Source organism: Microbispora sp. NBRC 16548 (genome assembly GCF_030268985.1).
GTDB classification, from domain to species: Bacteria; Actinomycetota; Actinomycetes; order Streptosporangiales; family Streptosporangiaceae; genus Microbispora; species Microbispora catharanthi.
The window spans coordinates 78264-102184 of the sequence record NZ_BSSF01000009.1; the positions used below are offsets into that span (position 1 = coordinate 78264).

At 71.1% G+C, this 23921-nt stretch carries 16 protein-coding genes and 1 pseudogene; 7 read left to right on the forward strand and 10 right to left on the reverse strand.

Annotation, left to right across the window (positions count from 1 at the left end; translation table 11 throughout):
* Nucleotides 1-128: 128 nt before the first annotated feature.
* On the reverse strand, nt 129-3740 hold the full coding sequence (locus QSK36_RS24955; protein ID WP_285784058.1) for a hydantoinase B/oxoprolinase family protein: 3612 nt from the start codon (nt 3738-3740) through the stop codon (nt 129-131).
* Between the two features lie 148 nt (nt 3741-3888).
* Here QSK36_RS24955 and QSK36_RS24960 point away from each other — a divergent pair, with 148 nt between their 5' ends.
* Together QSK36_RS24960 and QSK36_RS24965 are read left to right on the forward strand one after the other, a co-directional pair.
* Nucleotides 3889-5199 (forward strand): MFS transporter, encoded by a 1311-nt coding sequence (locus QSK36_RS24960; protein ID WP_285784059.1) that lies wholly within the window; start codon nt 3889-3891, stop codon nt 5197-5199.
* Nucleotides 5200-5461: 262 nt separating this feature from the next.
* Nucleotides 5462-6850 (forward strand): hypothetical protein, encoded by a 1389-nt coding sequence (locus tag QSK36_RS24965; protein ID WP_285784060.1) that lies wholly within the window; start codon nt 5462-5464, stop codon nt 6848-6850.
* Nucleotides 6851-6913: 63 nt separating this feature from the next.
* On the opposite strand, the gene QSK36_RS24970 is transcribed toward QSK36_RS24965, so the two are convergent.
* Complete coding sequence (locus QSK36_RS24970; RefSeq protein WP_285784061.1) at nt 6914-7579, reverse strand: hypothetical protein; 666 nt, start codon at nt 7577-7579, stop codon at nt 6914-6916.
* Between the two features lie 152 nt (nt 7580-7731).
* Here QSK36_RS24970 and QSK36_RS24975 point away from each other — a divergent pair, with 152 nt between their 5' ends.
* Both QSK36_RS24975 and QSK36_RS24980 read left to right on the forward strand, forming a co-directional pair.
* Entirely contained in the window at nt 7732-9720 is a 1989-nt protein-coding gene (locus QSK36_RS24975) for a sensor histidine kinase (protein ID WP_285784062.1), read from the forward strand.
* 1 nt (nt 9721) lies between these two features.
* Entirely contained in the window at nt 9722-10381 is a 660-nt protein-coding gene (locus tag QSK36_RS24980) for a response regulator (protein WP_285784063.1), read from the forward strand.
* Between the two features lie 46 nt (nt 10382-10427).
* On the opposite strand, the gene QSK36_RS24985 is transcribed toward QSK36_RS24980, so the two are convergent.
* Both QSK36_RS24985 and QSK36_RS24990 read right to left on the reverse strand, forming a co-directional pair.
* Nucleotides 10428-10592, reverse strand: coding sequence for a hypothetical protein (locus tag QSK36_RS24985; protein ID WP_183543708.1), 165 nt, complete (start codon nt 10590-10592; stop codon nt 10428-10430).
* 2 nt (nt 10593-10594) lie between these two features.
* Nucleotides 10595-11689: a glycosyltransferase family 2 protein gene (locus tag QSK36_RS24990; protein WP_285784064.1), complete on the reverse strand. Its 1095-nt coding sequence runs from the start codon at nt 11687-11689 to the stop codon at nt 10595-10597.
* A 277-nt stretch (nt 11690-11966) separates the two neighbouring features.
* Between QSK36_RS24990 and QSK36_RS24995 the strand changes: the two genes are divergently transcribed.
* Together QSK36_RS24995 and QSK36_RS25000 are read left to right on the forward strand one after the other, a co-directional pair.
* Complete coding sequence (locus QSK36_RS24995; RefSeq protein WP_285784065.1) at nt 11967-12638, forward strand: class F sortase; 672 nt, start codon at nt 11967-11969, stop codon at nt 12636-12638.
* 70 nt (nt 12639-12708) lie between these two features.
* Nucleotides 12709-13137 (forward strand): SRPBCC family protein, encoded by a 429-nt coding sequence (locus QSK36_RS25000; protein WP_183543704.1) that lies wholly within the window; start codon nt 12709-12711, stop codon nt 13135-13137.
* A gap of 41 nt (nt 13138-13178) precedes the next feature.
* Here the strand turns inward: QSK36_RS25000 and QSK36_RS25005 are convergent, their stop codons facing one another.
* From QSK36_RS25005 to QSK36_RS25025, 6 genes and pseudogenes are all read right to left on the reverse strand, one after another.
* Complete coding sequence (locus tag QSK36_RS25005) at nt 13179-15110, reverse strand: pectate lyase-like domain-containing protein (protein ID WP_285784066.1); 1932 nt, start codon at nt 15108-15110, stop codon at nt 13179-13181.
* 204 nt (nt 15111-15314) lie between these two features.
* Entirely contained in the window at nt 15315-16256 is a 942-nt protein-coding gene (locus QSK36_RS25010) for a pseudouridine-5'-phosphate glycosidase (RefSeq protein ID WP_285784067.1), read from the reverse strand.
* 9 nt (nt 16257-16265) lie between these two features.
* Complete coding sequence (locus QSK36_RS43730; protein WP_502883333.1) at nt 16266-18929, reverse strand: thioesterase domain-containing protein; 2664 nt, start codon at nt 18927-18929, stop codon at nt 16266-16268.
* A 138-nt stretch (nt 18930-19067) separates the two neighbouring features.
* Nucleotides 19068-20375 (reverse strand): annotated as a pseudogene (locus tag QSK36_RS43735) (non-ribosomal peptide synthetase); the annotation flags it as partial.
* 261 nt (nt 20376-20636) lie between these two features.
* Nucleotides 20637-21320, reverse strand: a complete 684-nt coding sequence (gene upp, locus QSK36_RS25020) for a uracil phosphoribosyltransferase (RefSeq protein WP_183543698.1) — start codon at nt 21318-21320, stop codon at nt 20637-20639.
* Nucleotides 21317-22009 carry a phosphoribosylanthranilate isomerase gene (locus QSK36_RS25025; protein WP_183543696.1) on the reverse strand — a complete coding sequence of 231 codons (693 nt, stop codon included), beginning with the start codon at nt 22007-22009 and terminating at the stop codon, nt 21317-21319. Before QSK36_RS25025 ends, upp begins: the two co-directional genes overlap by 4 nt.
* Nucleotides 22010-22726: 717 nt before the next feature.
* Here QSK36_RS25025 and QSK36_RS25030 point away from each other — a divergent pair.
* On the forward strand, nt 22727-23917 hold the full coding sequence (locus QSK36_RS25030; RefSeq protein ID WP_285784069.1) for an MFS transporter: 1191 nt from the start codon (nt 22727-22729) through the stop codon (nt 23915-23917).
* Nucleotides 23918-23921 lie beyond the last annotated feature (4 nt).

Genomic DNA, 23921 nt, shown 5'->3' on the forward strand with positions numbered 1-23921 from the left:
GTGTCAGGTGCGAACCCCGCGGCCCATCGCCAAAAAAAAGCCGCCCGGTGTGGTAACGGCGAAACCGCTGGAAGCCCGCCCTCCTCGCCGCGAAGGCCGAGGAGGGCGGAGCCTATTCGGGGAGCGCGTCAGGAGGGGCCGCCGTCCGGGGGCCCGTATCCCCCGCCGCCGGGTGTCTCGATCTCCAGCACGTCGCCCGGCTCCACCCCGGCCGAGTCGCAGCCCGCCAGGTGGACGACGCTCCCGTCCGCGCGCCGCACCCGGTTGACGCCCAGCGCGCCCGGGGCTCCGCCGGCCATGCCGTACGGCGGCACCCGGCGGTGGCCGGACAGCACGCTGACCGTCATCGGCGCACGGAACCGGATGCGGCGCACGGCCCCGTCCCCGCCGCGCCACCGTCCGGCGCCTCCGCTGCCGCGCCGGACGGCGAACTCCTCCAGCAGCACGGGGAACCGCCATTCGAGCACCTCGGGGTCGGTCAGCCGGGAGTTCGTCATGTGGGTCTGCACCGCCGCCGCCCCGTCGAATCCGTCTCCCGCCCCGGACCCCGAGGCGACGGTCTCGTAGTACTGGCGCCTTTCGTCGCCGAAGCTGACGTTGTTCATCGTCCCCGACCCCTCGGCCTGGACGCCGAGCGCGGCGTAGATCGCGCCGGTGATCGCCTGCGAGGTCTCGACGTTGCCGGCGACCACGGCCGCGGGGTACGCCGGGGCCAGCATCGACCCCTCGGGCACGACGATCCGCAGGGGCCGCAGGCAGCCGTCGTTGAGCGGGATCTCGTCGGCCACCAGGGTGCGGAAGACGTACAGCACGGCGGCGGCGACCACGGCCGACGGCGCGTTGAGGTTGGTGCCGAGCTGGGGCGAGGTGCCGGTGAAGTCGATCGTCGCGGTGCGGCGGGCGCGGTCCACCGAGACGCCCACCGAGATCACGGCGCCGGAGTCCATCTCGTAGCAGTAGCGGCCCTCACTGAGGGCGTCGATCACCGCGCGGACCGCGCTCTCGGCGTTGTCCTGCACGTGCCGCATGTAGGCCCGCACGACGTCGAGGCCGAAGTGGCCGATCATCGCGCCGACCTCCTCGACGCCCTTGGCGTTCGCGGCGATCTGCGCGCGCAGGTCGGCCAGGTTGGTCGCGGGGTCCCTGGACGGGTACGGCCCCTCGGTGAGCAGCCGCCACGTCTCCTTCTCGCGCAGGCCGTCACGGTCCGCCAGCAGCCGGCAGTCGAACAGCACGCCCTCCTCCCGCACGCTCCTGCTGCTCGCGGGCATGGAGCCGGGCGTCAGCCCGCCGATCTCCGCGTGGTGTCCGCGGGAGGCCACGAAGAACAGGATCTCCCGGCCCGCGTCGTCGAAGACGGGGGTGACGACCGTGATGTCCGGCAGGTGGGTGCCGCCGTGGTAGGGGTCGTTGATCGCGTACACGTCTCCGGGCCGCATCCCGCCGCCCCGGCGGCGCACCACCTCCTTGACGCTCGCGCCCATCGACCCGAGGTGCACCGGGATGTGCGGCGCGTTGGCGATGAGGTCGCCGCCGGAGTCGAACAACGCGCAGGAGAAGTCGAGCCGCTCCCTGATGTTCACCGACTGCGCGGTGGCCCCCAGCCGGGCGCCCATCTGCTCGGCGACGGACATGAAAAGGTTGTTGAAGACCTCCAGCATCACGGGGTCGGCTTCGGTGCCCACGCCGGCGGCCCGGGGACGCGCCCGCTCCCGCTGCAGGAGGAGGTGCCCGTACGGCGTCACCCCGGCCCGCCAGCCGTCGTCGACGACGGTGGTCGCGTCGGCCTCGGCCACGATCGCCGGGCCGTCGAGCGCGTCGCCGGGGCGCAGCCGTTCCCGCCGGTAGAGCGGCACCTCGCGCCACACGCCGCCGGTGTACATCCGCACGATGATCGCCGTCCGCGCCCCGGCGGCGGCTGCGGAGGCGAGGTCCGAGAGGTCGGGCTGGTCGGTCAGGCCCACCGCCTCCACGGAGACCGCCTCCGCGACCAGCGGCCGGTCCATGAGGAAGGAGTACGTCCGCAGGTGGGCGGCCTCGAACGCGGTCACCATCGCGTCCGTCCCGGTCAGGTCCACCTGCAGCGACGTGTCGGTGCCGTCGTAGCGCAGCCGCACCCGCCGGGTCACCCGGATCCGCCCGTCCGGCACCCCCTCGTCGGACAGTTCGCGGCGGGCCGCCGCCTCAAGGGTGTCGGCGAGGCCGGCCAGGCGCCGAATCGTGGCGGGCTCCAGCGGGGCCTCGACCGACTGCTCCCGCATCACGGTCGTGTCGGCCAGCCCGATGCCCAGGGCGGACAGCACACCCGCCATCGGCGGCACCAGCACGGTGCGGATGCCGAGCGCGTCGGCCACCGCGCAGGCGTGCTGCCCTCCGGCCCCGCCGAACGTGGTGAGGGCGTACTCGGTGACGTCACGGCCCTTCCGCACGGAGATCTGCTTGATCGCGTTGGCGATGTTCTCGACCGCGACCCGCACGTAGCCCTCGGCGACCTGCTCGGGGTCGCGTTCGTCGCCGGTGCGCCCGCGGATGTCCGCGGCCGTCTCGGCGAACCGCCGCCGCACCTCGTCCGCGTCCAGCGGCAGGTCGCCGTCCGGGCCGAAGACCTCGGGGAAGTGGCCGGGCTGGATGCGGCCGAGCATCACGTTGGCGTCGGTGAGGCACAGCGGGCCGCCGTTGCGGTAGCAGGCCGGGCCGGGGTCGGCCCCCGCGGAGTCCGGGCCGACCCGGTATCGCCCGCCGTCGAAACGCAGGACGGACCCGCCGCCCGCCGCCACCGTGTGGATGGCGATCATCGGCGCCGACAGCCGTACACCGGCCACCTGGGTCTGGACCACCCGCTCGTACGCGCCCGCGTAGTGGGACACGTCGGTCGAGGTGCCGCCCATGTCGAAGCCGATCACCTTGTCGAGACCGGCCAGCCGGGACATGCGCGCCATGCCGACGATGCCGCCGGCCGGGCCGGACAGGATCGCGTCCTTGCCGCGGAAGTGCCCGGCCTCCGCCAGCCCGCCGTTCGACTGCATGAACATCAGCCGTACGCCGGGCAGTTGCCGGGCCACCGCCTCGACGTACCGCCGCAGGACGGGAGAAAGGTAGGCGTCGACCACGGTGGTGTCCCCGCGCGGCACCAGCTTCATCAGCGGGCTGACCTCGCTGGAGCAGGACACCTGCGCGAAGCCCGAGCGCCTGGCCAGGCTCCCGATCGCCCGTTCGTGCGCCGGGTGCAGGTGGCTGTGCAGGCAGACCACCGCGACCGCCCGGACGCCCTCCTCGCGCAGCCGCCGCAACCGCGGCGCGAGCCCTTCGAGGTCGGGCGGCCGGAGCACCGTGCCGTCGGCGGTGATCCGCTCGTCCACCTCGGCCACGCGCTCGTACAGCATCTCCGGCAGCACGATCCGCCGGTCGAAGATGCGCGGGCGGTTCTGGTAGCCGATGCGCAGCGCGTCGCCGAACCCCTTGGTGATCACCAGCGCCGTGCGCTCGCCCCGGCGTTCCAGCAAAGCGTTGGTGGCGACCGTGGTGCCCATCCGCACCGACTCGATCCGCTCGACCGGGATCGGTTCGCCCGCGGGGACGTCCAGCAGGGCGCGGATGCCCGCCACCGCCGCGTCGGGATAGCGGGCGGGGTTCTCCGACAGGAGCTTGCGCGTCACCAGCCGCCCATCCGGGCGCCGGGCGACGACGTCGGTGAACGTCCCGCCGCGGTCCACCCAGAACTGCCACCGGTCTCCAGGCATCGGACCCCCTCCGCACGCCCGTACATCCCTTGTATCAGGGTCGCGCTTCGGCTCTCGAGGGAGAGTCATCGACTCACGCCGGACATATCATCAGGTGTCGTTTTCCGGATCACACCGGACCGGGCGTGACGGAAAGGTGGTTCCGGCAGTGCTGTCCGAGCGGAGCGTGAAGCGCAGCGGGGTCATCGGTGCCCTCGTCACCAGCAACCTGCTCGGCGGCGTCGCGGTCGCCTCCGGCATCGCGGTCGGCGGGCTGCTCCTGGAGCGGCTCGGCGGCACGTCCCTCGCGGGGCTCGGACAGGCCGCGAGCGTGCTCGGCGCGGCGGTCGCCGCGGTGCCGCTGGCCGGCATCGCGGCCCGGCACGGCCGGCGCCGTTCGCTCGCCCTCGGGTACGCGATCGCCGTGCTCGGCGGCGCGTTGATCGTCACGGCCGCCGTCGTCGCACAGCTCGTCGTGCTGCTGGCCGGGCTGGCCTTGTTCGGCGTCGGGCAGGCGGTGAACCTGCAGTCCCGGTACGCCGCCGCGGACGGCGCGGCTCCCGGCGCCCGGGCCAGGGCGATGTCGATCGTCATCTGGGCGACCACGATCGGGTCCGTGGCCGGCCCCAACCTCAGCGAGGTGGCCGACCGGTTCGGCCGGTGGCTCGGGCTGCCCGGCCTCACCGGCCCCTACGTGTTCTCGGTCGTGTCCTTCGCGCTGGCGGGCGCGGTGGTGGCGGTGTTCCTCCGGCCCGCCGCACGGTCGTCCGCGCCGGCCGCCGGCGAGGCGGACAAGAGCACCAGGGCAGTGGGAGCGGTGGCGGCGCTGCGCTGGGCGGCGGCCGACCCGGCGGCGCGCTTCGCGGTCGTGCTCATCGCGGTGGCGCACGCGATGATGGTCATGGTCATGGTGATGACGCCGCTGCACATGCAGCACCACGGCATGTCACTGCAGCTGGTGGGCGTGGTGATCAGCCTGCATGTGCTCGGCATGTACGCCCTCAGCCCGGTCTTCGGCTGGCTGGCCGACCGGCTCGGCGCGGTCCGCATGGCGTGCGCCGGGATGCTGATGCTCGCGACGGCCGTCGTGCTCGGTTTCGTGGCCGCCTCCGCCGCGGAGGGCAGCGCCCTCACCGCGCTCGCGCTGACCGTCCTCGGCGTGGGCTGGTCGGCGTCGGTGATCTCCGCGTCCGCGCTGCTCGCCGGCACCGCCGCCGACCACGTCCGGGTGCCGCTGCAGGGCGCCACCGACGCCGGCATGAACTACGCGGGCGCCGCTGCGGCCGCGCTGGCCGGGCCGATCCTCGCCGCCGGCGGCTTCCGGGCGGTCAACATCGCGGCCGCGGTCATCCTGGTGCCCGCCGTCGCGACGGCGACCGCCGCCCTCCGCCGGGCCGGGGCGACCGCGGACGTGGCCGGGGGACCGCACGAGCGAACCGCCGAGCGCGGCACCCATCCCGCGGACACCGGTTCCGGCTGAACGACAAGTCTGCGCAGATCACCTCGAAAGAGCGGCGCCAAACCCGCTCGTCTTGTTTTTGCATTTCCCTTACGCCAACCGCCCTTCACGTGGCGCGGGCGCTCTGACCTGCCATTGCTATGTTTCGGGTCCATGGTCGCCTGGAAATCGGCGCGGCCGGGCGCGTGCGGGACAGCGTTTCTCGTTACGCGCATTTCACGACGCATCAGCACCTTGTGCGCATCAACGCGCCCGAAATCGCCCGGGCCAGTCAGGAGAACATGTGAGATCCCGTCCCTTTCGCGCGCTGATGGCGGCGTCGGCCGCCGCCGTGCTCACGGCGGCGTTGGCGGCGAGCCAGGGCGCGGCGGCCGGCGTGCCACAGGCCAACGACCCGTCGAACACACCGACCCCGATGGCGAAGCTCAGCGCGAACACCAACACCCTCTACTCGCTGCGCTGGGACGAGATCGGCCCCGACAAGCGGTCGTACCCGTCGCTCACCGCGCAGTTGCGCAAGGACCTCGCCCTGGCCGGCCGGCCCCGCGTGCCCCTCTCCCGGGTGCTGGAGACGCCCAACCACCTCGCCCACAACGACCCGGTCAACTGCCCGGCGAAGAAGGGCACCGGCGCGCTGGTCGGCGTGGACAGCGACCGCTGGCTCTGCTTCAACCGGCCGGATTCCACCAACTCGTCCTGGTCTCCACAGGGGGTAAGCGGCACCTGGGACTCGACCGCGAGCGGCTCCGTCGACGGGGTGCGGGCGTTCGCGGTCGCCTGGTATCACCGCAGGAGCGCGAGCGACAAGACGCCCGACGCCTCCAGGGTCTCGTTCGTGGACGAGGCGCCGGTGGCAGCGTCCACGTACCGGTACCAGAACGTGCTGCTGGGGCTGCCGCGCTTCAGGAACGGCCGGGTCACGTTCGAGTCGGTGCCGACCCACGCGGGAGGTCTCGTCTGGTACCACCAGTACCTCCTGGTCGCGGACGACGCAGGAAGGCCCGACTTCCACGGAATACTCGTCTTCGACATGCACGATCTGCTCGACCTGCGGGCCAGTCCGCGCGTCGCGGACGTGTCGGTGCCCCAATACAGGAAGCGCCCTCTCGGTCTTCACAACGGCTGGTTCTATTCGAAGGGCTATAAGTTCCTCCTGCCGCTGCGCGGCATATGGCGGCCGTCGGTCGGCCCCCTGACCACCCCGGAGAAGTGCCGGGCGGGCGACCTCCACTACCCGCCGTGCTACACGTACGCGGGTCTCGACAGGAGCACCTCGCCGCCGAGCTTCCTCACCGGCGAGTGGTGCACGAGCGCCGCCTGCGGCAAGGGGCGCGTGGCGCGCTTCCCGCTGATGCCGGACAACACCCCCTGCACCAGGGGCTGCATGCGGACCTCCGGCGGCACGGCGAGGCCGACCGAGGTGTTCAGCCAGCCGGTCCGCTACACGCAGGGCGGCGTGTCCTGGAAGGGGACGTACCAGTTCACCACGAGCCACGGAAAAGCCGCCGGGCGCTTCAGGACCCGGCCGGGCTCGACGGCGGTGACCCGTTATCCCGCCGGTACGGGCGTCCAGGACCTCTACTGGAACCGTGCCACGAGCACGCCGATGCTCTGGTCCGTCACCGAGTTCCCGGGAGTGGGCAGGCGTCTTCTGTACGGCGTCCATCCCTGATCTCCAAGCGGGAAGGCCCCTCTCGTCACGCGGCGACGGGAGGGGCCTTCCGCCGTCTCGGCCTCAGGCGAGGACCGCCGGCGCCGGCTCGGCCTCGCTCGCGGCCTCGGGGCCCGCGAGGAGCCTGGCGGCCAGCGGCACGGTGCCCGTGAGCTGGACCAGCGCACCCACCACCGTGACGGCGAGGGAGAACTCTCCGCTGGACAGGACGAAACCCGCCACCAGGAGCGGAGCCGTCCAGCGCGGCAGCGCGCCGGTGCGCAGGATCGCGGCGACCTGCGTGACCAGCCCGACCACGGCCGAGGCCAGCATGGGCAGCATGATCCCGCCGAACCACGCCGAGCCCTGGTATTTCCCGTACGCCGCGACAGCCTCGGCGGCCACGCCGCCCTCGGGCGCCAGGCCCAGCACCACCGGCCGCATGCCGGAAACGATCAGTCCGAGCACCCCGGCCAGGGCGAGCAGCAGCCCGGAGATCGTCCCGGCCAGTGGCGCCCGGTCGCGCAGCACCCGCGCGACCGCCAGACCGCCGGGGATGGAACACCCGACGAAGATCATGTAAAGCAGGGTGCCGAGGGCGTAGCCGTCCCGGTCGGCGGCGACCTGGGCGAGGTAGTCCGCCGCCTCGGTGCGGGGCAGACCGACTGTGTCGACCAGATGCCAGACCACTCCGGCGATCGGGCCGGCGAGGACCGCCGCGGCGAGCAGGTAGGGCTTGTTGGTTCTCATGACGTGTTTCCTTCGTGCGTGGCGGCCCGTCCGCCGCATGCCGAAACACTGACGCGGCCCTGTCCCGGGCCGCCTGAGCCCGCCGCCCCCTTCTGGGATAAGGACGATTTGTCCCATGCGGACGGGACATCAAATAACGGACAATTCACCTCGTGCATGCGCGTACGGTGCTGATCGGGGAGTCGGTCGCGGGAGCCGCCGCGGCGGCGACCCTGGCCGCGTTCGGACTGCGGCTGCGGTCGCCGGCGGGGTTCGCCGACGACTACTGGCTGTGGATCTCGGTGACGGCTCTCGTGTACGGCCCGCCCGGCGCGTTCCTCATCCGGCGCGGCCGGGCCGTCCTGGGCCGGCTCTTCCTCGCGGTGAGCGTGAGCGCCGCGACCGGCGCTCTCACCGCGGAGTACGCCGCCACCGCGGCCGTGCTGCACTGGCCCGGCCACCTGGCCGTGCTGTGGCTGTCGGCCTGGAGCTGGCTGCCCGCCTATGTGATCGTGGCGGCCGTCGTCCCCTACTGGCTGCCGTCCGGGGAACGGCCGTCGCGGGTGTTCCGCCCCCTGATGTACGCCGGTTGCGCGGCCGTGGCGACGGGGTCGGCCGCCTGGGCGCTGCTGCCCTGGGAGCACGGCGACGACCCGGCGCTGGCCGAAAGCGGCCTGGCCAACCCTCTGGGAGTCGCGGGTGCCGAGGCGCTGCTGCCGGTCAGCCTGGCACTGATCGCCGTGGCGTCCCTCGGTGGGCTCGCCTCCCTGGGCGTACGCCTGCGCCGGGCCGAGGGCGACGAGCGCGGCCGGCTGGCCTGGGTCCTCGCGGGAATGGCCGGCACGCTGCTCCTGCTGGCCGCCGCCCAGGCGGTGCCGGCGCGCGGCTCGGGGGTGCTGCTGGCGGCGTCCGCCGTGCCGTTGCCGGTCTCCGTGGTGGCGGCGATCCAGCGCTACCGGCTGTGGGACATGGAGACCGTGCTGCGCCGCGGCCTGGTCTGGGCGCTCATGTCGGCCGAGATCGCCCTCTGCTACACGGTGGTCGTCGCGTTGCTCGGGGACCTGCTGGGCCGTAGCCTCGGCGCTCCCCTCGTCGCCGCGGCCGTGGTGGCCATCAGCGTGGCTCCCGTCCACCGCTTGCTGCAGCGGGGCGTCCGGCGGCTGCTCTACGGCGACGCGGCCGACCCGTACGACGCGCTGGGGCGGCTGGGGGCGACGCTGGAGACGGCGGCGGCCCCCGCCGAGGCACTGAAACGGCTGGCCGGGGACGTCGCCAGGATCCTGCGGGTGCCGGCCGTGTGGGTGCTGGTGCTCGACGGGCCGGAGTCCCGCCACGGGGACGACGTCGGCGCCGACCCGGTGCGGGTGCCGCTGGTGCACGCCGGGGAGGCCGTGGGAGAGCTCGTGCTGACCCGGCCGCGCGCCGGTGAGTTCCGCCCCGCCGAGGCCCGGCTGCTGAACGTGCTGGCCCGGCAGGCGGGCGCGGCGGCGCACGCCGCCCGGCTCGCCGCGGATCTGGACCGGTCACGGCGGGCGTTGGTCACCGCGCGTGCCGAGGAACGCCGCCGGCTGCGCCGCGACCTCCACGACCATCTCGGGCCGAGCCTGTCGGCCGTGCAGCTGCAGCTGGAGACCATCCGCGACCTGGTGGCCGACGACCCGGACGGTGCGGGTGAGCTGGCCGACCGCTGCGCCGTGTGGCTGGCCGGCGCCGTGAGCGACGTCCGCAGGATCGTGGACGGCCTCGGCCCGTCCGCCCTCGACGACCTCGGCCTGGCCGAGGCGCTCCGCGCACAGGCGGGGGCCTTCGACCGCCCCGGACTCGAGGTCCGGCTGAACCTGCCCGCGCATGGCCTGCCCCCGCTTCCTGCCGCCACCGAGGCGGCGGCTCTGCGCATCGTGGGCGAGGCGCTGGCCAACACCGCCCGGCACTCGCGTGCCGGCCGCTGCGACATCGACGTGGCGCTGTCTCCCGGCGCGCTGCACTTCACCGTACGAGACGACGGCGTCGGCATGACCGGCTCCGCCCCGGGCCGGCGCGCAGGGGTCGGCCTGGAGTCGATGGCCGAGGCCGCCGCCCAGCTTGACGGGAAATGCGAGATCCTGGCCCTGGCGGGCGGCGGCACCGAGATCCGCGTGCGGCTGCCGAGAGTCGAGGTGTGAGATGCGCGTGCTGATCGTGGACGACCACCCCATGTACCGCGAGGGGCTGATCGCGGCGCTGTCCGGCCGTCCCGACGTGACGGTCGTGGGCGAGGCGGGAGACGGCGCGGCCGCCGTCGAACTGGCGGTCCGGCTCGCGCCCGACGTCGTCCTGATGGACCTTCACATGCCGGTCATGAACGGCGTGGAGGCCACGGGGCGGTTGCGCGCAGAGCTTCCGGACGTGGCCGTCGTGGTGCTGACGATGCTGGAGTCCGACGAGTCGCTGGCGGCGGCCGTACGCGCGGGCGCGCGCGGTTACCTGCTCAAGGGGGCGGGCCGGGCCGAGATCCTGCGGGCGCTCGAGGCGTGCCGGGACGGCGGCGCCTACTTCGGCCGGAACGCCGCCCGGGCGCTCGCCGGGCTCGTCGGCGCCGAGTCCCGGCGGCCCGTCGCCAACCCCGTCCTGCCCGAGCTCACCGAGCGCGAGGTCGAGATCCTCGACCTGGTGGCGCGCGGGCTGTCGAACGCCGCGATCGCCGCCCGGCTCTACGTCTCGGACAAGACGGTCCGCAACTACGTCAGCTCGGTGTACGGCAAGCTCGGCGTCGGCGACCGGGCCGCCGCGGTGGCCCGGGCCAGGGACGCCGGGCTCGGCGCCGGCCTGCCCGGCGGGCGCTGAGCCGGCGTTCGGCCGGCCCAGCGCTCTATGGAGGGAGCGGGGTGGGTCAGGACTCCCGCTTCGGGATGATCCGCTTGACCGCCACCGCCGCCGAGACCAGCGTGAACAGGCCCAGGGCGATCCAGAGCGCGTTCCAGCCCATGAACGGGGCGGTCAGCGCCGCACCGCCGAAGCCCGCCGCGACGCCCCCGATGGGTGGGTTGTTGTACATGTTCACCATTTCCTTTCCCGACGCCATGCGGCGTCCCAGAATGCTTTCGCCTGCGTGATCTGCAGGAAGACATCGAAGATCATTTCGACGATCAGCAGGGCGGCGACGGCCATCTGCACGCCGCCCCTGCTCCGTACGGTCACGATCCGCTCGACCATGAAGACGCCCGTGACCGCCACCCAGAGCGGATGGAAGTCGAGCGTGCCCGTGACCGCGATCGACCAGGCCGTGGCGCCCAGGTACGCGAAGATCACAATGATCCCGACCAGCGACAGGAGCTGGCGGCCCCAGTAGGGGAACGTGACCCGCGTCCAGCCGTAGTCGGTGAGGTTCTCCAGCGCCCCCCGCTTCCACCGCAGCCGCTGCTTGAACAGGTCCTTCCAGGTCTCCATGACCTCGGTGGTGAGCGTGCACTCCGCAGGACACAGGATGCGGAACCTCAGATGCAGCAGCGCCAGGGTGAGCTCGTTGTCCTCGGTCAGGACGCGCACGTCGTACACCTGGTCGCGGCCGGGGAGACGACCAGTGCGGCGGGCCCTGACGACCTCCTTGAGCGCGAGCGCGCGAAACAGCGTCGCCGTCCCGGTGAGCACCAGCGCCTTTCCGTGCAGTCGCCGCACGTCCCGGGCGTAGCGCGCGTACTCGTTGCGCTGGAACATGCCCACCAGGCCGCCGCCCGGCTTGCCGGTGAAGGTGCCTCCCACCGCGGCCAGTTCGCCGGTGGCCAGCCGGAGGACGGCGTGGTGGATGAAACCGGGATCCAGCGCGGAGTCCGCGTCCATGACCAGTACGGCATGCCGGGACCCCAGCTGGGGCAGCAGAACTTCGAGCACCTGGTTGAGCGCGCCCGCCTTCTTGTGGCGGTTGCCGACCGTCCTGATCACCTCGGCGCCGTGCGCGCGTGCGATGTCCGCGGTCCTGTCGGTGCAGTTGTCCGCGATCACGATGACGCGGTTGGGCCTGCGCCGCTGGCCGTGCAGCGACGTGATCGTCTCGGCGATCTGGTCCTCTTCGTCGTGTGCCGGGACCAGCACGGTGACGTGCATGCGCGAGGGGTCGACCTCCGGGAGGTCACGCTTGCCGTCGGCGCCCTTCACGGCCCGGTGCCGGCCCGTGCGGACCTCCGCGAGGTTTCCCGGGAGGACCGGCCTGGCGGCATGTCCGCGGTGTCCGGCATCGGGCCCGTGACCGCGCCCGGTCTCCGGCGGCCTGGTCAGAATTTCCGACTGAACCACTTAAAACCGTCCAGCTCCCAGCAAACCGCCGCATTGTGGTGACTACTTCCTGAAGGTTACACGCGTGACGGGGGTGACTGGTTGACATCAAAGCGACATAAGATGTGCCTGGAGATTTCAGCGCGGGAACGGTGATGAAATGGGCAGGGCCGCTGTCGCCGCCCTTCTGGGCCTGTCCGCAGCCGCCGTCGCCGTCACGGTCGCCTTCACTGTCGCCGCCGGACGCTCCGGCGACCGTCAGGCGGCGCCGCCCGCACCTCCCGTCAGCGCCTCCGCCCCCCGGGCGCATCCGAAGGCCACCGCGCGCGCCCTGTCGTCGTCACCACCGGTCATGCTGGAGATTCCGAAGATCGGGGTGCGGACCACGCTGATGACGCTGGGCAAGAATCCGGACGGGACGCTGGAGGTCCCGCCTCTCGACAGGGTCGACGAAGCCGGGTGGTATCGCCTCGGCCCGTCACCCGGGTCGCCGGGCCCCGCGGTCATCGCCGGTCACGTCGACTCGAAGAAGGGGCCCGGTGTCTTCTTCCGGCTCGGGGACCTGCGGCCGGGCGACACGGTGAGGATCTCCAGGAAGGACCGCACCCAGGCGATCTTCGAGGTGGATTCCCTGGAGAGCGTGCCGAAGGACCGCTTCCCCACCCGCAAGGTCTACGGAATGGTGAGGTTCCCCGGCCTGCGCCTCATCACCTGTGGCGGAGCCTTCGACACCGCCGGTGGCCACTACCGTGACAATGTCATCGTCTACGCCCACCTCGTCGCCGGCCCTCGCCCCGTTGATCGATCGCGGGGGACGACTGCATCATCGTGAGGGTGTCCGCGGCTCTCGCACGAGCCGCCGGGCCGATCGGGTCGGAGACGAAGAGGGAGTGACGGCGGGCATGCGGTTCGAGACCAGCGTCGACATCGACGCCGCCGCGGAGCGGGTCTGGCGGGTCATGACGGACGTCGCCGGCTGGCCCGAGTTCACCCCCACCATGACCACGGTCGAGCCCCTCGGCGACGGCCCGCTGAGCCTCGGCGGCCGGGTCCGGATCAAGCAGCCGGGGCTTCCCCCGATGGTCTGGCAGGTGACCGAGTTCACCGACGGCGTTTCCTTCGCCTGGCAGGCGACCGGCGGCGGCGTCACCACGGTCGGGACGCACGTGCTCACGCCCCGGGAGAGCGGGGTGTCGGTCCTGCTCGGGATCGACCAGTCCGGACCGCTGGCGCCGCTGATGGGCCTGCTGGTCGGCGGCCGCACCCGCAGGTACGTACGCACGGAGGCGGCAAGCCTCAAACGGCGCTGCGAGTCCGGCGAGGGTGAGTGAGGGGTGGGCCGGAGTCCGGGGACCCCGGCCCACGCGGGTGACTACTGGCCCGGGTAGTCCGCGACGTACTGCGGCGCGCCGACCTTGGTCGTGTCGGCCGCGTCGCCGACGCCGTTGACGACGTGGTCGATCGTCCCGGCGCTGAGGTTGACCGTCATGATGTGGTGCAGCCGCACGCCCGGGGTCTGCGGCACCTCGAAGCCGTTCTCGGTGTGGATCTGCGGGTTGTTCTGGTTGAAGACGTAAACGCCCGCGCCGTAGAGGGTGTGCCTCTTCACGCGGTCGCCGACCTTGTAGCCGGCGTAGCCCTCCACGGATCCGTTCATCCAGTCGGCCTGCGTCGGCGGGTCGTACGGCAGCTCGTTCTGGTAGAGGATCGTCGTGCCGTCCTCGCCGTTCCAGACCGTGTTGTAGCGCTGGAAGTGCTCGACGAACAGGCCGGTCGCCGTCACGTGGTCGCCGTTGACGACGACGCCGTAGCGGCCGATGTTGGTGTTCCAGCGCTGCGTGTCGGTGAAGCCCTCGACACCGTGGTCGGCCCGCCACACCCAGGTGTGGTCGATGAGCACGTTGTCGCTGTCGATCTCGAGAGCGGTCTCGGTCTTGCCGACGTGCGGCCCGCCGACCCGGAAGTACACGTCGGACAGGGTCGTCGGGTTGTCCGCCGAGGTCCGGTGGCCGCCGTGTTCGCCGCCCACCCGCACGCCGTGCTCACTGCCCACCCGCAGCAGGACGGGGGACTTCTGGAGACCCGCGTCGACGGTGACGCCGGCGACGACCACGCCGGGGACGTCGGCGACGTCGATCGGGATCGCGCCGCGTACGGCGGTGAGGGTGGCGTGCCCGAGACCGAGGACCACCGTGTCGGGGCGCTTGACCTCGATGCTCCGCGCGATGTCGTACACGCCGGGCGTGAGCAGCAGGTTCCTGCCGCGCGCGAGCTGGCTGTTGATGACCTGCACCGAGTCGGACGGCTTGGCGACGTAGAAGTCCGACAGCGGCACCGTGCGGCCCGGCGTCATGCCGTTCGCCCACGAGACGCCGCGCGTGTTCTTCCTCGCGGCGGGCACGCGGACGTTGAGCCTGCCCTGCGCGTCGGCGTACAGGTAGGGCTTCTCCCGGCTGACGGGGGTGTTCTCCACCGTGGTGTAGGGCGGGTTCGGGAACCCGGACTCGTCCGGCGCGCCGACGACGCCCGAGAAGACCTGGTTCCACACGCCGTTGGACCACCCGGCGAGCTCGGTGTTGCGGGTCAGCCACTGCTGCTGGGAACCGTTGGTGACGGACGGCAGCCGGGAGTCGGCGATGAAGCCCCCGCTGGCGTACTGCGGGCCGGCGGTGCAGTAGTCCATCAGCGACAGGGTGCCGCCGCTGACGTTGAGGCGGCGCATGGAGACCGCCTGGGAGACGGCCCAGAAGTTCGCCGTCTGACGGCAGCCGTCCTGGCCCGCCGCGTTGATGTTGACCGACAGGTTCGACAGCGTGCGCCAGAAGTTGACGAGCGCGAGGCAGTTGCCGGTGCCGTTGTTCTCCAGGCAGCGGTTGTAGACCTCGACCTTGCCGTTGATGACGACGTCGGTGGGCGAGGCGCCGAGACCGGCGATCTCGGTGTAGTAGCCGACCTTGATCTGGAGCGGGTGCTCGGCGGTGCCGTACGTGCCGGGCTTGAAGAGGTAGGCGTGGCGCTCGGCGCCCATCTCGTTGTCGACCTGCGCCGTGTGGGCCGCGTCCAGGGTCGCCTGGATCTGGTCGACCGGCATGCCGGGGTCGAAGACGGTGACGTTGGGCCCGAGGTCGAGGGCTCCACCGTGGTCGCCGTGGTTCCCGTTGGCCGGTGCGGCGGTGGCGGCCGTCGTCCCCGCCGTCACGACGGCGGTCGTCAGCACGAGACCGAACGTGAACGCCCGGCCGATCAACCGGCGGCCGGAGCGCCGCCTCCTGGGACTCCCAATGCCAGGAGTCTGGGTCGTCATACGGTTCGTCCTTTCCGCTGCGCACGCAGCCGAGAGAGCGCTCTCTCGCGGGCCCGCCTTGTATCAAGCCCTGAAAAAATGTGTGGGATGTTTGTACCGCGCGAACCGGCCCCGGCGCTATCCCTTGATTTTCCGGATACGGCTCCCCCATGGACGCCGAACCGCCCCGGAGCGGGCAGGCTCCGGGGCGGTCCAGGGCTCGGATCAGGCGGTCTCTTCGAGATACCGCGCGTGGGCGGCGGCCAGGCGGCCGCCGACCTCCGCCGTGCTGACGAGCACGGACATGTTCGCCTTGGACGACCGGCCTTCGGTGGCCGCGTCCACGGCGCGCATCAGATACTTGGTGATCGCGTTGCCGCGCACGCCGTCCCGCTCGGCGGCGGCCATCGCGCCGGAGATGGCCGCGTCCACCTCGGACGCGTCGATCGCGTCCTCCTCCCGCACCGGCGTGGTGATCAGGAACGAACTGTTGTTGCCGAGCGCCCAGTGGTTCTCCACCGCCCGCGCGATCACCCGCTCGTCGTCCAGCCGCTGCGGGCTGCGGATGCCGCTGGAGATGCAGTAGAACGCGGGGAAGTCGTCCGACCGGTACGACACCACCGGCACGCAGTGGGTCTCCAGGTACTCCATCGTCAGGTTCAGGTCGAGGATGCTCTTCGCCCCGGCGCAGACGACGGCCACCTTCGACCGGGTGAACTGGATCAGGTCGGAGGAGACGTCCATGGTCTTCTCCGCGCCCCGGTGCACGCCGCCGATGCCGGCCGACGAGAAGAACGGGATGCCGGCCAGCTCGGCCGCCACCACCGAGCTGGCCACCGTCAGCGCGCCGAGCCCGCCCTGGGCCAGGATCACCGGCAGGTCCCGGCTGCTGACCTTGGGGATGCCGGGCGTCGAGGCGAACCGCTCGACGTCCTCGTCCGTCATCCCGACCTTGATCTGGCCGCCCTCGACGCAGATCGTGGCCGGGATCGCGCCGCCCGCCCGGACCGCGTCCTCGACCTTCCGCGCGGTCGCGGCGTTGTCCGGATAGGGCAGGCCGTGGGTGATGACGTTCGACTCCAGCGCCACCACCGGCCGCCTCTCGGCGAGTGCGTCCGCGACCTCCTCGCTGTAAACCAGCGGGACGCGCCCATGCTCCCGGGTCATCGTCGCCTCTCAGTTCGCGGCCGGGCCGTAGTTCGGCAGCTTGTTCAGCTTGTGCTTCTGGTTGAGGATCTCCGGGATGTAGACCTTCTCGTCCCACTGTTCCTTCGCGACCGGCTCCAGGATGATCGACACCGAGCCCTCCTCGCAGCCGAAGGCGCTCGTCATCGCCTTGGTCACCGCGGCGACCAGGTCGGAGTGCTGCTGCTCGGTGAGGGGGACCGGGAAGTGCTTGATGCTGACGTGCGGCATGATGATCTCCTTACGGTGCGTCCCGAGACGATCCCTGATGGCTGCGACCAGCTCGTCGATCTCCGGTTCCTTGAGCAGGCCGTAGTGATCGGCTTCCAGGTCGACGACGACCGGGGCCGTCGCCGAATAGCCGCTGCTGTTCTCCAGGAACGAGTAGTCGTCGCCCCTGGCCTTGAAGATGGTGATCGGTGCGTCGATCCTTCGCTGGGCCAGCTCGCGGAAGGTGTAGCTGAACTCGAAGGTCTCGCCCACCACCCGCATGATCCGGCCTACGAGGTCGATGTCCAGGTCGGGGAAGTGGCGGTGGATGAAGGCCGCGAAGCTCTCCTCGTCCACGGCCTCGGCCAGGCACCGTTCCAGCAGCGGCCCGGTGATCGTGCCGGCGAAGACCGAGAAGAGGATCGTCACGTACGCCTTGTTGCCGAAACCCGCCTCGCGCTCGTGCTCGGACGTGCCCGCCAGATGGACCTTCGGCGAGCCCGGTGCGATCAGGAAGAGGTGCTCCACCCGCTCACCGGCCTGCTCCAGCTGGTAGGCGGCCTCGAACGCGACGCGCGCGCCGAACGAGTATCCCCACAGCGTGTAGGGACCGGACGGCTGCAGCCGCCGGATCGCCTTGACGTCCTCGGCCGCCATCTCGCCGATGGTCGCGTACGGCACCTCCTCGGGGTTGATCCCGTACGCCTGGATTCCGAAGAAGGGCTGGGTGGCGCCCATCCTGGCGGCCAGCGCGCGCAGGTTCATCGTGTAGCCGCCAAGGCCGGGCCAGCAGTAGATGGGCTGGTCGGAGCCCTCCCGCTGCAGCGGCACGAGCCGGGAGCACGCCTCGGACTCGGTTCCGTCGAGCCGCCGGGCGAGCTTCTCGATGGTGGGGCACTCGAACAGCACCTGGAGGGGCAGCGAGCCGCAGAACTCCCGGTTGATCTTGTTGATCAGCCCGACGGCGATGAGCGAGTTGCCACCGGAGGCGAAGAAGTCGTCCTCCACCGAGACGGTCTCCCGCTTCATCGCCTTCTTCCACAGCTCGGCGATCCTGCGCTCGGTCATCGTCCGCGGCGCGACGTACGGCCGGTCGGCGTTGTCCACGTTCGTCGCGTCGGACTCGGCCAGCCCTCTGACGTCGATCTTCCCGTTCGCCGTGAACGGGAGCCGGTCCAGCACGACGACCTTGTTCGGGATCATGTAGTCCGGTAGGAAGTTGATCAGGTCGTCCCTGATCATCTCCGCCGGTCCCTTCATGTGGACCGAGTCCTCCTTCATCCCCTCGCTCAGCCGCTGCTCGTCGCTCACGCGGCCGCCGATGAAGAAGTAGGACGGGCCGGTGGGCCGGCCGTTGGAGCGGAGGATGCCGTCGATCCGGCGCGCGGAGGGCAGGTCGTCGCCGGACTTGGAGCTGTATCCGGACGACATGAACCCGATGTTGACGTCGTTCATCGACAGGTGCTGCAGCGTGCGTCCCAGGTCGATGTAGTGCAGCCAGTCCTCGGCGTTCCTGCTGATCACCGAGATCCCGAGGCTCGACCGGTCGTAGACCTGCTGGTTGATCGCGATGACGTGCTTCTTGAGGATGAGCTCGTCGGAGATCAGCCGCAGCCGCCCGTTCTCGTAGGCGTACTGACCCGCCCGCAGGTCGGCGATCTTCCCGGGATGCGCCTGGACGTAGAGGTCGACCTCGTCCTGGCGCGGCCCCGCGTAGGGGACCAGCTCGAACGTGCCGAGGTAGTAGTCCTCGGCGGCGCAGTCCAGGTGGTCCTTCGTGGCCGGCGCGTACTCCAGGGGCCTGATGTCCAGGCCGTAGTCGGGCAGCACCTCCTCGAACAGGCCGACCATGTGGCCGGTCTCGATCTCCAGGACCTCGCGGATGTTGTTCTTGTAGACGGGCTCTATCGCCCGCTTCTTGCCGACGAAGTGCAGCCTCACCCGAGGCTCAGCTCCCCCGGCGGCCGGCCCGATCAGCACGAGCCGGTGCTCCACCGGGTGGTGGTAGTAGAAGCCCGGCCGGAGGTCGCCGATCCCGTTGATCTCCAGGTAGAGCTGCGTCGCGTACAACGCCCCTGGCGAGGCGTACGCGTACTTCGGCAGCAGGCGTTCCTCGCTGAGGTGCTGGCCGAGGTAGCGCAGGATCTCGCCGAGATCCTCCAGGCCGACGGTGTCGAGGCCGCGGGAGCGCGCGCCGTCGGCCTTCCTGGCCAGCAGCTTCAGGATGTCGCCCCGGCCGACCTCCCCGCCCTCGTAGAACCGGTAGGTCTTACGGGCGAACGCCAGCCCGCGTTGCCGCGCGGTCGCCTGCTTGCCGGGCAGGTCGATCACCGGCCTGCCGTCGAGCTCCGCGGCGTCCCGGACCCCGGCGTTGGACAGCTGCGCCTTGACCTGGAGCCGGCTCGCCTTGGACTGGTGGTGGGCGCCGTGGTTGCCCTGGTCCATCAGCGCCGCTTCCTTGGGATTCAGCTCCACGCAGGCGATCAGGTTCTGGAACCCGGTGCGCGGGTCGTCCTTGACGATGACCGCGGCGTGCTTGACCCACTCGTGGGTCTCGATGGCCAGCTTGATCTCGTCGAGCTCGACCCGGAACCCCCGCAGCTTGACCTGGTTGTCCGCGCGGCCGACGAACTGGACGGTTCCGTCGGCGTTCCAGTACGCGAGGTCGCCGGTCTTGAACAGCCTGCCCTCGCCGACCGGGTTGTCCACGAACCGCTCGGCGGTCAGCTCGGGCTTGTGCAGGTAGCCGCGGGCGACCTGGACGCCTCCGATGAACAGCTCGCCGATCTCGCCGACGGCCACAGGCGCCCCGGCCAGGTCGAGGATGTGGTAGTCGGTGTGGTCGACCGGCGCCCCGATCGAGATCGCGTTCGGGCCCTCGTCGACGGCCGCCGGGTCCACGGTGTACGCCGACGAGTTGATCGTGCACTCGGTGGGGCCGTACAGGTTGACCAGCGCGCACCCGGGCATGGTGTCGAAGAAGCTCGTCGCCAGCACCTTGGACAGGACCTCGCCGCCGGTGAAGACCTGCGTGAGCGAGGTGCAGCTCTGCAGTTCCTCGGTGTCCAGCAGCGCCGTCAGCAGCGTCGGAACGCACTGCAGCGTGGTGACGTCGTGCGTCCTGATGACGTCGATCAGCCGCTCGGCGTCCCGGTAGACCCCGGGCGGGCCCACGACGACCACGGAGCCGCAGACCGGCGCGAGGATCTCCCACTGCGCCGCGTCGAAGCTCATCGGCGTCTTCTGCACGATGACCTTGTCCTGGTCGATCCCGTAGCCGGCGTGCAGCCACCGCATCTGGCTGACGATGCTGCGGTGCTCGATCATCACGCCCTTCGGCTTGCCGGTGCTGCCGGAGGTGTAGATGACGTACGCGAGGTTGCCGGGACGCAGGCCCGGGTGGCGGTCGGAGTGCCGGTCGGAGTGCCGGTCGCCTCCGGGCGAACCCGCGAAGCCTTCCGCGTCCTTCAGGGTGACGATCCGTGTCCCGGCGGGCGCCAGCTCGGTCAGCCTGTCCACGAGCTCGTCCTGGGTGACGACGACCCGCACGCCGGCGTCCTCGATCATGTAGCGGAGGCGCTCTTCCGGGTATTCGGGGGACAGCGGCAGGTAGGCGCCGCCGGCCCGCAGGATCCCCCATACGCCGACCATCAGGTCGATCGACGGCTCTACGAAGAGCCCCACACATTCGTCGAGGTCCACGCCGAGCTCCCGCAGGTGCCCGCCGAGGGCCGCGCCGCCCTCCGCGAGCTCGCGGAAGGTCAGCCGCCGCTCTCCGCAGACGACCGCCGTGGCGTCGGGACGCAACCGGGCCTGAGCGTCGAGCAGATCGGGAAGACAGGTGTCCTCGGGTGATTCCCGCCTCGCTTCAGCGACTGGAGTGGTGATCATTTCCTCCCCCTGCGATGGACGGACAAGGGTTACTGGGAAGCCGTGGCCCTCGGACGCCGTCACCCGTTTCCCGCGCTCACCCGCGGGGGTGACCGGCCTGCGCCGCAGGCCGGTCGGGCCTACCGCCGGGCCGACGGGACGTGAAGCCTGTGGAGGCCACGTGAAACCCTGGGGTGGGTTCGTCCCGGGGCTGTCGCCGGTGGAGCAGGAAGAATCTGACCGGCGACGGTTGGAATCCCCTCCCCTCAGGGAGGGGAGACGTCAACGTGGGACGTCCGTACCGAAGTAGCGGTCGCCGAAGTCGCCGATGCCGGGGATCATGTAGGCGTTCTCGTTCAGCCGTTCCTCGATGGCCGAGGTCACGATCCGCAGGTTCGGGTGACGCGCGTGGACCGCGTCGATGCCCTCCGGCGCCGACAGCAGGGTGACGAAGACGATGTCGTCCTCCGCGACCCCGTGGGCGAGCAGCACCTCGATGGCGGCCAGCGCGGTCCCGCCGGTGGCCAGCATCGGGTCCAGCAGCAGCACGCTGTGCCGGTCGATGTCCGCGGGCAGCGCGGAGTAGTACAGCCGCGGCAGCTTCGTGACCTTGTCCCGCTGGATGAGGATCTTGCCGATCCGCACTCCCGGCGACATCGCACGCAGCTCGTGCTCCATGCTCTCCCCGGCGCGCAGGACGGACACCCCGCAGATCGGCCTGGCCGGCCGCAGGCCGTGGTAGGTGCGCCCCACCGGGGTCTGCACGTCGGACGGCTCGAACGGCAGGAGATCCAGGGCCGTCTCGATGAGCTGGCGGATGATCCGGCCCGACGTGGTGACGAAGCGCTCCAGGTCGGCGTTCCGGTCGCGGATGATCGTGTGCAGCGCCCGCAACTGCCCGGTCTGCGGCAGCAGATGCACGGTGTCGTTCGTGGTGCCGGCCGCCTGCGTCGCCGTGATGGTCATGCCTTCTCACCCGCCTCCAGCTGGGCGAAGGCCCTGCGGGCCTCCTGGACGAACTTGCGCACCTTCATCCGGTCCTTGCGGCGGGTCACCGGGTCCTCCAGGCCGGTGTGCGCGTCGACCGCGGCCGGGCGAACCTCGGCGATGGCGGCGGCGACGTTGTCCGGGTTCAGCCCGCCGGCGAGCATCAGCGGCTTGGGCGAGATCCGGACCAGTTCCGCGCTGATCGACCAGTCGTGCAGCAGTCCGGTGGCGCCCTTGGCACCGGTGGCCGGGTTGAAGGTGTCGGTGATGAACATGTCGACCCACTCGGCCGCCTCGTCCACGATCTTGGCCAGCTCGTCGAGGTTGTCCTGCTTGACCACGAGGCTCTTGAGCACGTACAGGTCGGGGGCGATGCGCCGCAGCTTCCGCAGTTCCTCGCCCGTCACGTCGCCGTGCAGCTGGATCGCGGTGACGCCCAGCTCCTCGCAGAAGGTCTTGATCTCCTCGGCGTCGGTCAGGTAGGTGATCACGACGCCCCTGTGCTCCGGCTGGATCTCCTTGACGATCGCCGCGGCGTCCTCCTCGGACAGGTCCTCGTTCTTCGCCGGCAGCCGCAAGGCGAAGCCGAGCCAGTCCGCGCCTTCCTCGCGGATCAGGTCCGCCTCGGCCTGGTCGATGACACCGGCTACCTGAATCAGTCCCTGCATGTTGACCCGCCTTTCGAACCGGCCTGAGCGGCCTCGGTCGGAAACGAATTGCAATCGGCCACGAACGATGGCATTGAGCAGCCCGCGAAAGTTCGGCCTTTCGAGATGGAATTCGCAACGGCGCGAATACTCCGGCCTGCGAGGCCTATTCAGAATTCGCGGCGGCGGGCTTTTCCCACAACCCCTAGCAGCCCCACAGCATGTCAGGACGATCCGTGACACCTTTGGACTTTTCGGGTGCCCCGGGGCCGAACGCGGAAGAGACGGCCGGCAACCCCTTACAACCCCTATCGTTGAACGGCCCGCCCCGAATCGCGTGCGACTCTCGTTGACCCGGCGGGAAACGCGGAACTAGCCTCCGTTTCGGAGTGCCCCGACGAGCACGCGCGAGAAACGGTGGTGAGAATGCACCACAGGCAAGCGCTTTCCCCGGATCATTCGCCGGCGCGGTTCCCGGGCACCGGGCGCCGCGATCAACGGATCTCGCGCCCGTCCACGCTGCCCGGGTGCCGCCACCGGCCCGCGCACTGCGAACCCGGACGGCCTCCCGTCTGGCCAATCGCTTAGCGCTAAGGTAATGTCTCTTAGTGCTAAGCGAACTTGCCTGCCACTGATCCACGGCCGCCGGGGCCGATCGGCACGACAGCTCGACCCAACCGACGCACGACGTTCGTTCACGCCTGCCCGGACCGGGCCCACGCGCACAGGAGGAACCAGATGACAGTCATCGAGTCCGTCTCCGCCGGGACCGACAGGCCAGATCGCGTCCCCCTCAAGAACTGGATCGCGGTGATCGCCGTCGCGCTGGGGACCTTCCTGGTGGTGACCGTCGAGAACCTGCCCATGGGCCTGCTCACGGCCATCGGCGACGGCCTGCACGTCTCCGACGGCGAGGTCGGCCTGATGGTGACCGTGTCCGGCCTGGTCGCCGCCGTCACCGCGCCGCTGCTCCCCGTGGCGATCCGCGGGCTGGACCGGCGGGTGGTCCTGCTCGGCCTGATCCTGCTGGCGCTGGTGGCCAACGTCGTGTCCGCGGTGACCCCCACGTACGCCGTGCTGATGGTGGCCCGGCTGTTCGTGGGCGTCAGCATCGGCGGCTTCTGGTCGCTCGCCGCGGGCCTCGGTGTCCGGCTGGTCCCCGAGTCGCATGTCGCCAAGGCCACCTCGTTGATCTTCTTCGGCGCCATGGCCGCCAACGTCCTCGGTGTCCCCGCCGGCACGCTCGTCGGCGAGCTCACCGGCTGGCGCATCGCGTTCGGCGCGGTCGCCGCGGTCGCGCTCCTGCTGGTGATCGCGCTGTCCGTGCTGCTGCCGAAGATGCCGGCGACCGAGCCCGTCCGGCTGCGCACGCTGGGCGAGCAGCTGCGCACGCCGGCCGTCCGGATCGGTGTCGTCGCCACCTTCCTGCTGGTGTCCGGGCACTACGGCGCCTTCACGTTCGTCAGCCCGATCCTGCAGGACATCTCCGGGGTCGGCGCGGCGTTCGTCGGCCCGCTGCTGCTGGCGTACGGCGTGGCGGGGATGATCGGCAACCTCATCGCCGGCTCGTGGGCGGGCCGCAACGTCCGCGGCACGATCGTCATGGTCAGCGTCGCGCTCGCGGTCATCCTGGCGGCGTTCCCGTTCCTCGGCGGCAACGCGGTCACCGGGTCGATCCTGCTGATCGCGTGGGGTTTCGCGTTCGGCGGCCTGCCGGTGAGCGTGCAGACCTGGATCATCAAGGCGGCGCCGCAGGGCATCGAGGCCGCCACCGGGCTGAACACCTGCATGTTCAACCTGGCGATCGCGCTGGGAGCGCTGTTCGCCAGCCTCATCGTCGGGGCGGTCGCGGTGACCGGTGTGCTGTGGGTCGCGGCGGGGCTCGTGGTCCTGACGTCACTGGTGGTGTCCGCCGCCAAGCGGGTCTGAGCGG

Excerpts from the sequence above, each read along its gene's own strand:
- QSK36_RS24955 (WP_285784058.1), bottom strand. The coding sequence starts at position 3,740 with ATGCCTGGAGACCGGTGGCAGTTCTGGGTGGACCGCGGCGGGACGTTC.
- QSK36_RS24970 (WP_285784061.1), bottom strand. The coding sequence starts at position 7,579 with ATGAGAACCAACAAGCCCTACCTGCTCGCCGCGGCGGTCCTCGCCGGC.
- QSK36_RS24980 (WP_285784063.1), top strand. The coding sequence starts at position 9,722 with ATGCGCGTGCTGATCGTGGACGACCACCCCATGTACCGCGAGGGGCTG.
- QSK36_RS24985 (WP_183543708.1), bottom strand. The coding sequence starts at position 10,592 with ATGTACAACAACCCACCCATCGGGGGCGTCGCGGCGGGCTTCGGCGGT.
- QSK36_RS24995 (WP_285784065.1), top strand. The coding sequence starts at position 11,967 with ATGGGCAGGGCCGCTGTCGCCGCCCTTCTGGGCCTGTCCGCAGCCGCC.
- QSK36_RS25000 (WP_183543704.1), top strand. The coding sequence starts at position 12,709 with ATGCGGTTCGAGACCAGCGTCGACATCGACGCCGCCGCGGAGCGGGTC.
- QSK36_RS25005 (WP_285784066.1), bottom strand. The coding sequence starts at position 15,110 with ATGACGACCCAGACTCCTGGCATTGGGAGTCCCAGGAGGCGGCGCTCC.
- QSK36_RS25010 (WP_285784067.1), bottom strand. The coding sequence starts at position 16,256 with ATGACCCGGGAGCATGGGCGCGTCCCGCTGGTTTACAGCGAGGAGGTC.
- QSK36_RS43730 (WP_502883333.1), bottom strand. The coding sequence starts at position 18,929 with ATGGACCAGGGCAACCACGGCGCCCACCACCAGTCCAAGGCGAGCCGG.
- upp (WP_183543698.1), bottom strand. The coding sequence starts at position 21,320 with ATGACCATCACGGCGACGCAGGCGGCCGGCACCACGAACGACACCGTG.
- QSK36_RS25025 (WP_183543696.1), bottom strand. The coding sequence starts at position 22,009 with ATGCAGGGACTGATTCAGGTAGCCGGTGTCATCGACCAGGCCGAGGCG.
- QSK36_RS25030 (WP_285784069.1), top strand. The coding sequence starts at position 22,727 with ATGACAGTCATCGAGTCCGTCTCCGCCGGGACCGACAGGCCAGATCGC.